At 71.1% G+C, this 13,924-nt stretch carries 15 protein-coding genes; 5 read left to right on the top strand and 10 right to left on the bottom strand.

All coding sequences use genetic code 11. The features are described 5' to 3' along the window. Positions 1 to 112 precede the first annotated feature (112 nt). Positions 113 to 454: a DUF7882 family protein gene (locus tag KZC50_RS06090; protein ID WP_301133965.1), complete on the top strand. Its 342-nt coding sequence runs from the start codon at positions 113 to 115 to the stop codon at positions 452 to 454. 112 nt (positions 455 to 566) lie between these two features. On the opposite strand, the gene KZC50_RS06085 is transcribed toward KZC50_RS06090, so the two are convergent. Further along, the gene (locus KZC50_RS06085) at positions 567 to 1,127 is read right to left on the bottom strand and encodes an acyl-CoA thioesterase (RefSeq protein WP_236967187.1); all 561 of its coding nucleotides are present in this window, start codon (positions 1,125 to 1,127) and stop codon (positions 567 to 569) included. A 130-nt stretch (positions 1,128 to 1,257) separates the two neighbouring features. Here KZC50_RS06085 and KZC50_RS06080 point away from each other — a divergent pair, with 130 nt between their 5' ends. The 3 genes from KZC50_RS06080 to KZC50_RS06070 all read left to right on the top strand — a co-directional run bounded on the left by KZC50_RS06080 (position 1,258) and on the right by KZC50_RS06070 (position 3,927). Next, a complete protein-coding gene (locus KZC50_RS06080; protein ID WP_301133969.1) occupies positions 1,258 to 1,764 on the top strand; it encodes a GNAT family N-acetyltransferase in 507 nt (168 codons plus the stop codon). A gap of 17 nt (positions 1,765 to 1,781) precedes the next feature. Next, entirely contained in the window at positions 1,782 to 2,543 is a 762-nt protein-coding gene (gene cofE / locus KZC50_RS06075) for a coenzyme F420-0:L-glutamate ligase (RefSeq protein ID WP_310891003.1), read from the top strand. Positions 2,544 to 2,649: 106 nt separating this feature from the next. Beyond that, the gene (locus tag KZC50_RS06070) at positions 2,650 to 3,927 is read left to right on the top strand and encodes an MFS transporter (RefSeq protein ID WP_310891001.1); all 1,278 of its coding nucleotides are present in this window, start codon (positions 2,650 to 2,652) and stop codon (positions 3,925 to 3,927) included. Positions 3,928 to 3,942: 15 nt separating this feature from the next. On the opposite strand, the gene KZC50_RS06065 is transcribed toward KZC50_RS06070, so the two are convergent. The 6 genes from KZC50_RS06065 to KZC50_RS06040 all read right to left on the bottom strand — a co-directional run bounded on the left by KZC50_RS06065 (position 3,943) and on the right by KZC50_RS06040 (position 10,167). Beyond that, complete coding sequence (locus tag KZC50_RS06065) at positions 3,943 to 4,737, bottom strand: DUF4097 family beta strand repeat-containing protein (protein WP_310890999.1); 795 nt, start codon at positions 4,735 to 4,737, stop codon at positions 3,943 to 3,945. Beyond that, positions 4,734 to 5,408 carry a response regulator gene (locus KZC50_RS06060; protein WP_053547038.1) on the bottom strand — a complete coding sequence of 225 codons (675 nt, stop codon included), beginning with the start codon at positions 5,406 to 5,408 and terminating at the stop codon, positions 4,734 to 4,736. Before KZC50_RS06060 ends, KZC50_RS06065 begins: the two co-directional genes overlap by 4 nt. Continuing rightward, positions 5,396 to 6,673 (bottom strand): sensor histidine kinase, encoded by a 1,278-nt coding sequence (locus tag KZC50_RS06055; protein ID WP_310890997.1) that lies wholly within the window; start codon positions 6,671 to 6,673, stop codon positions 5,396 to 5,398. Before KZC50_RS06055 ends, KZC50_RS06060 begins: the two co-directional genes overlap by 13 nt. A 95-nt stretch (positions 6,674 to 6,768) precedes the next feature. Further along, entirely contained in the window at positions 6,769 to 8,049 is a 1,281-nt protein-coding gene (locus KZC50_RS06050) for a cytochrome b/b6 domain-containing protein (protein ID WP_310890996.1), read from the bottom strand. 353 nt (positions 8,050 to 8,402) lie between these two features. Then, positions 8,403 to 9,377 (bottom strand): electron transfer flavoprotein subunit alpha/FixB family protein, encoded by a 975-nt coding sequence (locus tag KZC50_RS06045; RefSeq protein WP_310890995.1) that lies wholly within the window; start codon positions 9,375 to 9,377, stop codon positions 8,403 to 8,405. A 1-nt stretch (position 9,378) separates the two neighbouring features. After that, on the bottom strand, positions 9,379 to 10,167 hold the full coding sequence (locus KZC50_RS06040) for an electron transfer flavoprotein subunit beta/FixA family protein (RefSeq protein WP_310890994.1): 789 nt from the start codon (positions 10,165 to 10,167) through the stop codon (positions 9,379 to 9,381). A gap of 75 nt (positions 10,168 to 10,242) precedes the next feature. On the opposite strand from KZC50_RS06040, the gene KZC50_RS06035 reads away from it, so the two are divergent. Next, positions 10,243 to 10,779 (top strand): MarR family winged helix-turn-helix transcriptional regulator, encoded by a 537-nt coding sequence (locus tag KZC50_RS06035; protein WP_310890992.1) that lies wholly within the window; start codon positions 10,243 to 10,245, stop codon positions 10,777 to 10,779. A gap of 22 nt (positions 10,780 to 10,801) precedes the next feature. Here the strand turns inward: KZC50_RS06035 and KZC50_RS06030 are convergent, their stop codons facing one another. From KZC50_RS06030 to KZC50_RS06020, 3 genes are read right to left on the bottom strand one after another with little or no spacing between them, the layout of a single operon-like run. Next, positions 10,802 to 11,578, bottom strand: coding sequence for an enoyl-CoA hydratase (locus KZC50_RS06030; protein ID WP_310890991.1), 777 nt, complete (start codon positions 11,576 to 11,578; stop codon positions 10,802 to 10,804). Then, on the bottom strand, positions 11,575 to 12,519 hold the full coding sequence (gene mmsB / locus KZC50_RS06025; protein WP_310890990.1) for a 3-hydroxyisobutyrate dehydrogenase: 945 nt from the start codon (positions 12,517 to 12,519) through the stop codon (positions 11,575 to 11,577). The genes KZC50_RS06030 and mmsB overlap by 4 nt, the downstream gene beginning before the upstream one ends. A 1-nt stretch (position 12,520) precedes the next feature. Then, positions 12,521 to 13,702, bottom strand: a complete 1,182-nt coding sequence (locus KZC50_RS06020) for an acyl-CoA dehydrogenase family protein (protein ID WP_310891540.1) — start codon at positions 13,700 to 13,702, stop codon at positions 12,521 to 12,523. Between the last annotated feature and the right edge of the window lie 222 nt (positions 13,703 to 13,924).

Genomic DNA, 13,924 nt, shown 5'->3' with positions numbered 1-13,924 from the left:
CCAGAGTGGCAAGGGGCCAGGATCCGAGCAACACCAGACAAACGCGACTCGAGCGAGTATCATGCTCGCTCGCGTCGCGTCCTGACGCGCATCGGCAGGATAATCTGGGTGGATGGGCACGTTCACGTATGACTCGAAAGTCACTGTCTCCTTCGACGATCGAGTCCTCGCCCATCTGCAGGCTGTGATCTGGAGCAAGCTCCGGCGCAGCGAGACCTTTTCCTTCACCTGGACCGACCCCATGCGCAGTGGCATGGGTCGCACGTCCGTCTGGCTGAGCCCGCACGTGTCGATCGTCTTCGAGTACTTCGGCAGCCGGTCCCCGAAGCTGAACCCCGCATGGCTGGACGCCCTGTCGAAGGCCGCCAACTCCCCCGCGGGACTCACGGTCGTTCCGGAACCGGACGAAGCCGCGATGGCCGCTGCCGCGGCCGCGGCGGCACGCGCCGGATAGCCGCACGCCTCCATCGGATCGATCTTCGTCTCGAATGTCGGAGACTGTCACTAGTCTTCGAACATGAATACGAGCCGGAAGACACCGACGGATGCGTCCGCGTGACGTCGCGTCAGGACCAGACGCTCGGCGCCTCCGCACGAGTGGAGGGCAGCGCGGACGCGCGCGCCCACTCGTGCACCCACGGCTCCACCTCACCGAGATCATCCGGTCGGCCGGTCGCCGCGAAGAGCTCGTCGTGCGACAGCGTGCCGCCCGAGCGCTTCAGCATGCGTGCCCGCACCACCGCCCGGGCGTAGACCTCGCCCTCCACGACCGCACGATGCTCGACGTACAGCGCCCGATCATCGTGCCCGACCAGCCGCGTCTCGACGTCGAAGCGCTGCCCGAGGTCCAACGACTTCCGGAACGTGATCGTCTCGCTCGACACCACCGCGTACCAGCCGTTCCGACGCATCGTCTCGAGCAGCCCGGTGCGCGTCAGCAGATCCCAGCGCCCGAGGTCGAACAGCGACAGATACCGCCCGTTGTTCATGTGCCGCAGAACATCGACATCGGTGGGGAGCGTCCGCAGCCGGATGCGTCCGATCGCGCCGGTCGGCGCAGCGCCGTCGCGACGCAACGCGCGTCGCGCACGCCAAATGACCAGAAGAGTCCGCCAGATCACATTCACGAGCAGTGATCGTAGTGATCGACGAGAGGATGCCGGATTCGTTTGTCGATCGACGACAACCGCCCCGATGCCTCGCGCGACGGCATCCGGTCGATTTCTCCCGCCGTCGCGGCGAGCGTAGAGTCGCCGCATGGAAGCAGAAACCCAGACCGACATCGTCGTCCGTCCGGTGCGCGACGTCGACGCCGAAGCTCTCGGTCGCGTCCACGCCACCTGCTGGCACGAAACCTACGACCACCTCATCAGCAAGGCCGCGCTGGAGAAGATCTCCCCGCGACGCATGGCTGAACTCTGGACCCACTGGGCCGTGCAGGGACCCGACTTCCGGATGTTCGCCGCCCTCGTCGACGGCGAGATCGTCGGCTTCGCCGGATCCGGACCCGCGCGCGACAAGGACGCCCCGCGCAACCGCGAGCTGTACTTCATCTACCTCCTCGACGCGCACCACGGCACCGGCATCGGCCAGAAGCTGTTCGACGCGGTCATCGGCGCCGACGAAGAGGTCTACCTCTGGGTCGCCGATGACAACCCGCGCGCGCACCGCTTCTATACGCGCAACGGCTTCAGCCTCGACGGCGCCAGCCACACGGAGCCCTTCCTCGGTGAGACGCTCACCGAGGTCCGCTTCGTCCGCTGAGCCGCGCACCGACAACTGTGCTGCAGGTCTGGGCCCTCGACGGCATCCCTGAGATCGCCGCGGGCACCGACCTCGTTGACACGATCGCCGCGCGCGTCGGCGACACCCTCGCCGACGGTGACATCCTCGTCGTCACGTCGAAGATCGTCTCCAAAGCCGAAGGACGCTTCCTCACCGCCGCCGATCGCGAAGAGGCCATCACCGCCGAGACGGTCCGCCTCGTCGCGCGTCGCACCGCGCCCGGTGGGCACGTCACCCGCATCGTCGAGAACCGCCTGGGGATCGTCTCGGCGGCCGCGGGCGTCGACGCGTCGAACACCCCCGAGGGCACCGTGCTCCTCCTTCCCGTAGATCCGGATGCCTCGGCCCGCGCCCTCGCCCGGGGGCTGCGCGACCGGCTCGGGGTCGAGGTGGGCGTGGTGATCTCCGACACTCTGGGCCGCGCGTGGCGCGAGGGCCAGACCGATCACGCCATCGGCGCCGCCGGCATCCACGTCTTCGAGGACCTGCGCGGACAGACGGATGCCGAGGGCCGGCCTCTCGTGGTGACCATGCCCGCGGTGGCCGACGAGATCGCCGGCGCCGCCGACCTCGTCAAGGGCAAAGCGACCCGACGTCCCGTCGCGATCGTCCGCGGACGCGGCGACCTCGTCGGCTCCCTCGACCTCCCCGGCGCCCGCTCCATCGTGCGCCCCGCCGAGCGCGACCTGTTCCGCCAGGGCGCGGATGAGGCCTACGCCGACGGGTTCGCCGCCGGCGTCGCCTCCGCCCAGACGTGACCGGCGCAATGTCACCCGCCGCGGTTCCGCAGCACGGGGCGAAGCCGCGACGCACACAGATCGTGCCGACCCCGCAAGCGCGCCGCGGCCCGGCGATAGCCCGCTGATGCTGCGGGTCCTGCGCAACGGCACGTACGCGAAACTCTTCGCGGCGCAGGTGATCGCGCTGCTCGGCACGGGCCTGCTCACCGTCGCACTGGGATTGCTCGCCTTCGACATCGCCGGCGACGCCGCCGGATCAGTGCTCGGCACGGCACTGACGATCAAGATGATCGCCTATGTCGGGGTCGCCCCGCTGATCGCCGCGGTCGTGGATCGACTGCCGAAGAAGGCCGTGCTGATCGGCGCGGACCTGGTGCGTCTCGCGATCGCGTTGCTGTTGCCGTTCGTGACCGAGGCCTGGCAGATCTACGCACTGGTCTTCGTCCTGCAGTCCGCCTCCGCGACCTTCACCCCCGCCTTCCAGTCCCTCATCCCCGCGATCCTTCCGGATCCGGACGAATACACACGGGCACTGTCGCTGTCGCGGCTCGCATACGATCTCGAAGCGTTGCTGAGCCCGGCAATCGCCGCGGTGCTCCTGACTCTGATCAGCTACCACAACCTGTTCGTCGGCACAGCGATCGGCTTCACCGGCTCCGCGCTCCTTGTGCTGGTCTCCCGCCTCCCCGCTCGCCCCGACGACGGACCGGCGATGAGTTTCTGGCAGCGTTTGCCCGCGGGCGCGAAGGTGTTCGTCCGCACTCCGACGCTCCGCTTCCTGATGCTCACCAACATCGTCGTCGCGGCCGGCACCGCGATCGTCCTGGTGAACTCGGTCGTCTACGCCCGCGGCGTGTTCCAGCGGGGAGACGCCGCCCTCGCGCTCGCGCTCGCCTGCTTCGGGATCGGCTCGCTCGTTGTCGCACTCGCCATCCCGTGGCTCGTCGGCCGGCTCGGTGTGATCCGCACGATGGTCACGGGCACAAGCGTGATCGTCGCCGGTCTCGTCGCCGCCGTCGTGGTCACCGTGACAGCGGCGTTCACGGGCGCCGGCTGGATTCCCCTGTTGGTCACCTGGAGCGTTCTCGGGATGGGGACGTCGCTGGTGAACACGCCCTCGTCCCGGCTGCTCGCCGATGCCTCCACGCCGGCCGACCGGAACCTGGTGTACACCGCCCAGTTCGCCCTCTCACACGCCTGTTTCCTCATCACCTATCCGATCGCCGGATGGGTAGGGGCCCTGAACCTGACCGCCGCCGCAGTCGCGCTTGCCATCCTCGCGATCTGCGGTGGTGTCGGGGCGGTGATCTACGCGAGGGTTCGCCTCCGCGGGTCCATCGCGGAGGCTCCCTCGCGCAGACCGGTACGCCGGCATCCGCGCACGGACGCCGCCGACACCTGAGGCGCGACGGAGGTGTCACTCCGCTCGGAGCACGACCTGACCCGCGGTCAGCTGGACCGAGACCGTGCGCGCGGCATCCGTCGCCGTCGACAGGCGGTTGTCCACCGTCCCGGCCGACACGTCGGACGTCACGCGGTACGCCTCATCGGGCAGCGTGAGCTCGAGCGAACCGGCGCTGACGTCGATGTCGACCGCGCGCGGCGCAGTTCCGGTGAAGGTGCCCTCGAGAGCGCCCGCCGAGACGCTCAGGTCGGCATCGTCGACGTCGGCGAGGGTCAGCGTCGCGCGGCCGGCCGAGATGTCGGCCTCGACCTCGCGAGCGGACCCGTCAACACGCGCGTCCCCGGCCCCGAGGGAGATCTCCAGAGCGCCGAAATCGCCCTCGACATCCAGGTCGCCCGCCGCGAGGTCGAAGGCTCCGTCGACGCCGGCGAGCTCGCGGGGCAGGGTGAGCACCGCCGAGCTTTCCTCGAGGTTCCAGCCCCAGCCCCAGTTCCACGGGCCGCCGCGAGACGGAGAGGCGACCCGGAGCACGTCGCCGTCGCGTTCGAAGGTCCAGCGATCGGCATCCCGTCCGCCGTCCACGCGGAGCTCCGCTCGGGCGACATCGGTGAACTCGACGCGCATGTCGCCGGCGGCGAGGTCGAGATCGATCTGATCCACCCCCGCGACGGTCACGTCCTGCGTGGACGACGAGGTCGATGCCGACGCGACGGTCGACATCGCGGTGGTGGCGACGGCGCCGATGACGACGGCACCGCCCAGGGCGGCGGTGAGGATCGCGATCACACGCGAGGTCGAGGTGGTCATGAGGGGTCTCCTGTCTGAGTGGGCGCCCCGTGGGCGATATGGGCGAGCGCGGCGAGGACCCGGCGGTTGCCCGCCTCGTCCTGCTCGAGATCGAGCTTCTGGAACACCGCGGTGATGTGCTTCTCGACGCTGCCCTCGCTGACGTGCAGTGTCCGGGCGATCGCCTGGTTGGACCGCCCCTCGGCGATGAGGGCGAGCACCGTGGATTCGCGATCGGTGAGGCGCTGCATCCGCTCGTCGCGGGTGCGGCGGCCGAGGAGCTGGGCGACGACTTCGGGGTCGAAGATCGTCGCACCCGAACCGATCGCCTCGACGGTCTCGAGGAACTCCGCCACGTCGGCGACGCGGTCCTTCAGGAGGTAGCCGAGGGCACCGCCGCGGCCCGCGATGAGCTCGCTGGCGTAGCGCTCCTCGACGTACTGCGAGAGGACGAGCACCGGGAGTTCGGGCCGATCGCGACGGAGCGCCAGCGCTGCGCGGATCCCCTCGTCGGTCCCCGTCGGCGGGAGCCGCACGTCGAGGATGCACAGGTCGGGCTCCGATGCGGCGACCGTCACCTCCAGATCGGTGGCGTCGGGGAGCGCGGCGACGATGTCGTGTCCGGCATCCGCGAGCAGGCGCGAGAGTCCCTCGCGGAGGAGGACGGAGTCCTCGCAGATCAGGATGCGCACGGGATGCTCACCTCCAGGGCGGTCGGACCGCCGACGGGACTGTCGAGGCGGAACTCTCCGCCGGCGCCGAGAACGCGGTTGGCGATGCCGTCGAGGCCCCCACCGGGGACGATGCGGGCGCCGCCGATGCCGTTGTCCTCGACGCGGGCCCACAGGATGCCGCCCTCGCGCTGGCGCACCACCACGCGACACTCGGACGCCCGCGAGTGCTTCGCGGCATTGGTCAGTGCCTCCGCGATCACGAAGTAGGCCGCGGTCTCCGCCGTCTTGCTGCACCGCTCATCGATGCGCACGTCGAGCGCGACGGGCACGTGCGAACGGGCGGCGAGCGCCGAGAGGGCGGCATCCAGCCCGCGATCGTCCAGCACGGAGGTGTGGATGCCGCGGGCGAGCTGACGGAGCTCGGTGATGGCCGCCTTCGTCGAGGTGTGCGCCTCGGCGAGGAGGGTCTTGGCGGCATCCGGATCGGAGTCGATCTTCTGCTGCGCGAGCCCGAGCGTCATCCCCACCGACACCAGGCGCGGCTGCACCCCGTCGTGGAGGTCGCGCTCGATGCGGGTGCGCTCGAGGTCGGCGGCACGCACCGCGCCGGCGCGTTGGGCGGAGGAGGTGCGCGCCTGCTCGGCGAGCGCTCCTTCGCGGGAGGGGACGAGGATCGCCCGGGCGATGACGCCGTGGAGGAGGGCGACCCCCACGATCGCGGCGGCGGAGAGCAGGACGGCGAGGAGGCCCAGCGGGACGCCCAGCGAGACGGGGATGTCGAAGGGGGTGCGCTCCAGACGGACCGCGTCGGCACCGTCGGCGTAGAGCGGGGAGAAGGCGACGGCGATGCCGGAGACGAGGATGGAGGCGGCGGCGAGGACGATGAACCCGAGGACGGTCGCCACCGCGGCGCTGGCGACCCCGCGCCACATGAGGGGGTCGGTGAACTGCGCCCAGATCGTCCGCAGGAATCCGCCGAACCCGGGGCGTCCGCTCGTGCGCGGTCGGACGGCGGGGAGCGACAGGTCGTACAGCCCGTCGACGCGCGCGTACTCGAGGAACGCCAGCGCGAAGAGTCCGTAGACGAAGCCGAGGAGGAGGAGCAGGCCGATCCCGATCACGGGGACGAGCCCGATCCCGACGCCCAGGAGCACGCCGAGGATCGTGAAGACCACCGGTCCCACGACGCCGAGGGCGGCCAGCTGGAGGGCCGCGCCGGCCACGCTCAGCGGACGCACGGCGCGTGGGGGTCGAGCGGGCGGGGAAGCGGCGATGTCGGTCATACCCTCACGGTAGAGCGGCGCGCGCCGACGCGCCCCCGAGGCATCCGGAGACTCCGATTCGGGTTATCCCCCGCACCGGACCGCGACGAGCCCGGTCAGCGCGACGAGACCGTGCCGAACAGTCGGGCGATCGGGGCGAGCACCATCGGGCGGGCGGCGACCCAGGCGGCGGCGATCACCGCCATCGAGAGCGTGAACAGCCAGAACCCGGTCCAGTTCGTCGCGTACGCATCGGGATCGACCGACCCCTGCGCGGCGTACATGTGATTCAGATTCCGCAGCGCCCCCGTGGCGAAGACGAGCGCGACGTGGATGATGATGAACACCACGAAGTACAGCATCACCGGGAAGTGGAGCTTCCGCGCCCACTCGACCGGGTACGCCTTGTTCAGACGCGGGGCGTTCTTCGGCCACCACATGCTCATCCGGATGCCGGTGATGATCGCGAGCGGCGCGGCGATGAACACCGTCGAGAAGTAGGCGAGCTGCTGGAGGCTGTTGTAGTTCACCCATCCGTTCTCGGTCGGCCAGTCGAGCGAGACGTACTGGAGCCCGGCCGAGAGGAGGTTGGGGAACACCTCCCAGCTCGTCGGCACGATCCGCATCCATTGGCCGGTCGCGAACAGCAGCACCACGAAGACGATCCCGTTGACCACCCACAGCACGTCGAGGCTCTGGTGGAACCAGATGTTCAGGCTCGTCTTGCGCTTCTTCGCGCCACGCGGCGACCAGAAGGCGTCGGGCCGCTTCTCGGTGCGCACGCGAAGGCCGGTGCGGATGATGAGCACCATCAGGAAGACATTGAAGAAGTGCTGCCATGCGAGCCACGCGGGGATGCCGACCGGAGCGCCCTCGGGGAGGTGGTACTCGCCGGGATAGCGGACGAGGAACTCCTGCACCGGCGCCGTGCTCACCAGCCACCGCACGGCGACGACGAGCATGCCCGCGGCGTAGATCAGGCCCGCGCCGCCGATGACAACCGCGGCGAGCCACTGCAGAGCGGTGAACGGGCCGAAGCGGCGGGGTACGGGGCGAGGGGTGGGGCGCGCGGTGGCCGATGCTCCCGCCCAGACCGTCGGGGTGAAGGGCAGCGGAACCGACAGGTCGCGCGCCGGGGCGGCGCCGTCGAGTGGCGGGTGTGACCGCGTCGCGGCATCCGATGCGGCCTCACCCGCCACCTCGAGCGCGGCGGCCGTGGGCTCGGCGGTCTCAGGCCCGGCGGGTGCGGGCGCGGGGGTCTCGGGTGCGGCGGCGCGGGACGCGGACGCCGGGGGCCACGGCTCGCCACCCGGAACGCGCGGGAGCCCACGGCGGAGCCCGGCATCCGTCATCGGGGCGATGGACTCCGCGTCGGGTGTCGCTTGTGGCCCCGTCACGGGCTCCGAGGGGGCAGCAACTGCCACCTGAGACGCAATAGCGGGCGCGGGCGCCTTCGCAGGCGTCGGAGCAGCGGATGCAGGGGGCCACGGCTCCCCATCCGGAACTCGTGGCAGACCCCGTCGCAGCGGGCGTTCGGGTGTCGCTCGTGGCCCTGTCACGGGCGCCGAGGGGGCCGTAACCGCCACCTCAGCGAGCACGGGTGCGACGTCGACGTCGGCGTCGGCGTCGGCGGGCGGCGCGGGCGCTCCGTCCGGCGCCGGCGCAGGCGGCGCGGCGGATGCCGGGGGCCACGGATCCCCGCCGACCACGCGCGGCAGTCCCCGCCGCAGGCGTCGGGTCGTCGTCATCCTCAGCCCTTCTTCGCCTGCAGCGCCGTGATCAGCCGCGGCACGACCTCGAAGAGGTCTCCGACGACGCCGAAGTCCGCGATCTCGAAGATCGGCGCATCCGCGTCCTTGTTGATCGCCACGATGGTCTTCGCCGTCTGCATGCCCGCCTTGTGCTGGATCGCTCCCGATATGCCGAGAGCGACATAGAGCTGCGGTGAGACCGAGACGCCCGTCTGCCCGACCTGGTAGGTGGCAGGCACGTACCCGGCGTCGACCGCGGCGCGCGACGCACCGACCGCCGCGCCGAGGCTATCGGCGAGCTCTTCGACGAGCGCGAACTTCTCGGCCGATCCGAGGCCGCGCCCACCCGAGACCACGCGCGGCGCGCCGCGCAGCTCCGGGCGCGCGGACGTCGCGACGGCGGCGTCGACGGACTCCACGACCGCGGCCCGGCGACCCGAGGCGCGGACCTCCAGCGCGTGCACGGCCGGCGCCGCGACCGCTTCCGCCCGCGCATCGACGGCGCCGATCCGCACGGTGATGACGGGCGCACCCCACGTCACCGTGGCGTCGACGAGGTACTCGCCGCCGTACACCGAGTGGTGGGCGAGGATGCCCTCCTCGTCACGCGACACACCGACCGCGTCCACGCACAGGCCCGAGCCGGTCCGGGCGGCGAACCGCGCCGCGGCCTCCCGCCCTTCGACCGAATGCGCCGCGAGGACCGCAGCGGGCCGCACGAGGTCGGATGCGGCGGCGAGCGCATCGGTCGCCGCCACCCCGAGCCCGTCGCGCGGGGCGGCGACGAGCACGATCCCGGCACCGAGGGCCGCGGCATCCGTCGCTCGCGCGGCGTCACCGATGACGAGCGCGACGGGGGTCCCGATCGACGCCGCCGCGCCGATCAGCCCCGCGCCGGAGGATGCCGGCGCGCCGTCGGGCGCGGTGTCGAGGAGGACGAGGATCGCGTCGTCCGGGAAGGTCGTGTCCGCCATGTCACACCAGCCGATTCTGTGCGAGGAAGTCTGCGAGCTGTTCGGCCGCCGTGCCGTCGTCGACGACCTTCACGCCGGCCTCGCGCGGAGGCTTTTCGGCGAGTCCGATGACGATGGACCGCGCATGCTCGTGCGAGTGCGGGTCGACGCCGAGGTCGGCGCACGACAGGGTCTCGAACGGCTTCTTCTTCGCCGCCATGATCCCCTTGAAGTTCGGGAAGCGGGCGTCCGGCAGCGCCTCGGTGATCGAGATGACCGCCGGCAGCGGCGCCGTGACGCGCATCGTCGCGCCGTCGGACGAACGGATGCCGCGCACCGCGCCGCCTTCCCCGCTCTCCGTGATCTCGACCTCGGTCAGCGACGTCGCCGCGGGCACGTCCAGGAGCTCGGCGATCATCGCGGGGAGCACACCGCCGGCGCCGTCGGTGGAGAGGTTGCCGGCCACGACGAGGTCGAAACCCGTGCGCCGAAGGGCGGCGGCGAGGACCTCGGCGGTGAGGCCCAGATCGGCCCCGAGGAGGCCCTCGTCGACGATCTGCACCGCGGAGGCGGCGCCCATCGCGAGGCCCTTCCGCACGGTCGTCGTCGCGGAGTCCGGGGCCATCGACATCACGACGACCTCGGTGCCCTCGTGGGCGTCGGCGTATGACAGCGCGACCTCGAGGGCCCGCTCGCCGATCTCGTCGAGCACGGCGTCGCTCGATGCGCGGTCGGCGAGCCCCGTCCGGAGATCGAGGCGGCGCTGCCCCCAGGTATCCGGAACCTCTTTGACCAGGACGACGATCTTCATGATGCTCCGCTCCTTCGTGCCCTCGAGTCTAGGACGCCCCGGGGGCTAGCGTGGTGGGTGAGACGGGAGGTGCGCATGCCCAGGAACGGACCGCTTCCGGTCGATCCGATCGCGGAGGCCAAGCGGCAGTGGGTGGACCACGGCTGGACGGATGCCGCTGCCGGCATGTCCGCGGTGACCTCCGTCATCCGTGCGCAGCAGCTGATGTTCGCGCGCATCGACCAGACACTGAAGCCCTTCGGCCTCTCCTTCGCGCGGTACGAGATGCTGCGGCTGCTCGGCTTCACCCGCGAGGGTCGGATGCCGATGTCGAGCGCCATCGCGCGCCTGCAGGTGCATCCGACGAGCGTCAGCAGCACGGTGGACCGGCTGGTGCGCGACGGCCTGCTGGTGCGGGAGCAGCACCCGACCGATCGCCGGGCCGCGATGCTCGTGCTCACCGTATCCGGACGGACGGTCGTCGAGGACGCGACCGCGGCGCTGAACGCGGAGGTCTTCTCGCAGCCGGGGCTGGACGAGCAGGACGTGACCGACCTCGTCCGCATCATCGCGCGGTTGCGGCGTTCCGCGGGGGACTTCACCGATCCGCGCCCGCTGCCGGACCCCCTCTGACCCGTCTCGACCCCGACGCCCCTCACCGGTGCCGGAACTCCGCGGCGCGCTTCTCCCGGAAGGCGGCCATGCCCTCCTTCTGGTCCTCCGTGTCGAAGAGGCTCGCGAAGACGTGGCGCTCGAGGCGCAGTCCTTCGGCGAGGGTCGTCTCCTGCGCGGCATCCAGCACCGCGGTGGCGGCGTAGAGCGACGGCAGGGACTTCGCGGCGATCTGCTCCGCGACCGCACCGGCCTCGGTCAGCAGGTCGCCGGCGGGGACGACCCGCGAGACGAGACCCGAGCGCTCGGCCTCCGCGGCATCCATCATCCGACCGGTGAGGACGAGGTCGGCGGCCTTGTAGGGTCCGACCGCGCGGACGAGTCGCTGGGACCCACCCATCCCCGGGATGACGCCGAGGTTCACCTCCGGCTGCCCGAACCGCGCGGTGTCGGCGGCGAGGATGATGTCGCACATCATCGCCAGCTCGCACCCGCCTCCGAGGGCGTACCCGGCGACGGCGGCGATGACGGGGGTCCGCAGCGCCGCGAACCGCGCCCAGCCGCCGAAGTGGTCCTCCATGACCATGTCGAGGCCGGTCTTGTCCTCCATCTCCTTGATGTCGGCACCGGCGGCGAAGGCCCGATCCGATCCGGTCACGACGATCGCCCCGATCCCGGGATCGGCGTCGAACCGCATCGCGACGTCGACGACTTCATGCATGAGGCGGCCGTTCAGGGCGTTCAGCGCCTCGGGACGGTTCAGCGTGATCCACCCCACGCGTCCGCGCGTGTCGACCAGGATCGTGTCGTACTCGGTCATCGGGGTGCTCCTCGTGCGTCGTCGGGCGATTCGGTTCCGCGGCTGTGCGCGCGGATGGTCTCGATGATGCCCGAGAAGTCCCGTCCGGCACCCTCCCCCTCCGCGAAGCGGCGGTACATCTCGTGGGCGGCGGATCCGAGGCGCGCCGAGACACCGGCGTCGGCGATCGCCCGGGCTGCGAGCGTGAGGTCCTTGTCCATGAGGGCGCCCGCGAACCCGGGGGCGAAGTCGCGGTTCGCGGGGCTCGACGGCACCGGGCCGGGCACCGGACAGTTCACCGTCAGGGCCCAGCACTGCCCGCTCGCGTGCGCGGCGACGTCGTACAGTTCCGCGTGGCCGAGCCCGAGGCTCTCGCCGAGGACGAACGCCTCCGCGACGGCGATCTGCGACACCGCCAGGATCATGTTGTTGCAGATCTTCGCCGCCTGTCCGAGGCCGGGTCCGCCGCAGTGGACGACACGTCGCCCCATGGTTTCCAGGAGCGCGCGGACCTCGTCGAGATCGGATGCCGCACCCCCGACCATGAAGGTCAGGGTGCCCGCCTCGGCCCCCACCACTCCGCCGGACACCGGGGCGTCCAGCGCGCGGTGACCGGCGGATTCGGCGACGGTGTGCGCGCTCCGGGCGTCGTCGACGGCGATGGTGGAGCAGTCCACGAACAGCGTCCCCGGCGCCGCGACGCCGCAGATCCCGGGTTCACCGCCCACACCCGCGTAGGCCGCGAGCACCTGCGCGCCGTTCTGGAACATCGTCACAACGACCTCCGCCCCCGCCTCGCGAACGGCGGCGAGGGCGGAGTCGGCGACCTCCAGTCCCGCGTCCCGCGCGGCGTCCCGAGCCCGATCCGCCACGTCGAAGCCGACCACCCGGTGTCCGGCGCGATGGAGGTTCACCGCCATCGGGAGTCCCATGTGGCCGAGGCCGAGGAAGGCGACGCGCATGTCAGGCCCCGAGGAGGTGTCGGCCGATGACGACGCGCATGATCTCATTCGTGCCCTCGAGGATCTGGTGGACCCGGAGGTCGCGCACCACCTTCTCGATGCCGTACTCGTGCAGGTAGCCGTACCCGCCGTGGAGCTGGAGGGCGTCGTTGGCGACGCGGAACCCGACGTCGGTGGCGAAGCGTTTGGCCATGGCGCACTGCATCCCGGCATCCGGTTCGCGGGCATCCAGCGCCGCCGCCGCATCCCGGACGAGAGCACGGGCGGCGCGGAGCTCGGTGGCCAGGTCGGCGAGGGTGAAGACGACCGACTGCTTCTCGGCGAGGGGCTCGCCGAACGTGAACCTCTCGTGGACGTACCGCGTCGCGCGATCCAGCGCCCACTGCGCCCCGCCGAGCGAGCACGCCGCGATGTTCAGCCGCCCGCCGTCGAGCGCCGACATCGCCATCGCGAACCCGCGCCCCTCGGTGCCGAGCACCGCGTCGGCGTCCACGCGCACCTCGTCGAGGATGACCTGCCGGGTGGGCTGCGCCTTCCACCCCATCTTCTTCTCGTTCGGCCCGAACGACAGTCCCTCGGCGTCCCCCGGGACGAGGAATGCGGAGATGCCGCGGGCACCCGGTTCGCCGGTGCGGGCCATCACCACGTAGACGGACGCCTCCCCCGCGCCGGAGATGAACTGCTTGACGCCCGTGAGCACGTAGTGCGCGCCGTCGCGGATCGCGGTGGTGGTGATGGCGGCGGCATCCGATCCCGCACCGGGCTCGGTGAGGCAGTAGCTGCCGAAGCCGCGCATGGCGGTGAGCTCGGGCAGGAACCGGCGACGCTGCACCTCGCTGCCGTACGTGTCGATCATCCAGGCGACCATGTTGTGGATCGTCACGAAAGCGGCGACCGAGGGATCGCCCTGGGCGAGCTCCTCGAAGATCGCGACCGCATCGCGGCGGCCGAGGCCGGTGCCGCCGACGTCCTCACGGACGTAGATCCCACCGAGTCCCAGCTCGCCGGCCCGCTCGAGTGTCTCGCGCGGGAAGTGCCCGGCGAGATCCCACTCCAGCGCGTGCGGGGCGAGCTCGGCGGCGGCGAAGTCCCGCACCGCTTCCAGAATCGCAGCGCGGTCTTCGGCGGACAGCGCGGGGGCGGATTCGGTCGCGCCGGATGTGGCCGCGATGGACATTTCCATGGTCATGATGCTGCTTCCTCGTGGGACGACATTGTCACTGTGGAGATTTTACATGGATGCCCTAGCAACCGCTATGGGATCCATCTGTTGCGAATTCGAGCCCGTCGGTTGACGCGGGAGCGCTCCCATGCGAGGGTTGCGGGAGCGCTCCCAAAGACGTCGGGCAAAGAGGACCGACGCGACGGACGCGAGTCTGTCGTGCCTCTCGGGGCGCGGTCAGGC

The organism is Microbacterium aurantiacum (genome assembly GCF_031625015.1).
Lineage (GTDB): Bacteria > Actinomycetota > Actinomycetes > Actinomycetales > Microbacteriaceae > Microbacterium > Microbacterium aurantiacum.
Note: the sequence above shows the minus strand (reverse complement) of the source record. Positions and strands in the feature narration are given on the sequence as shown.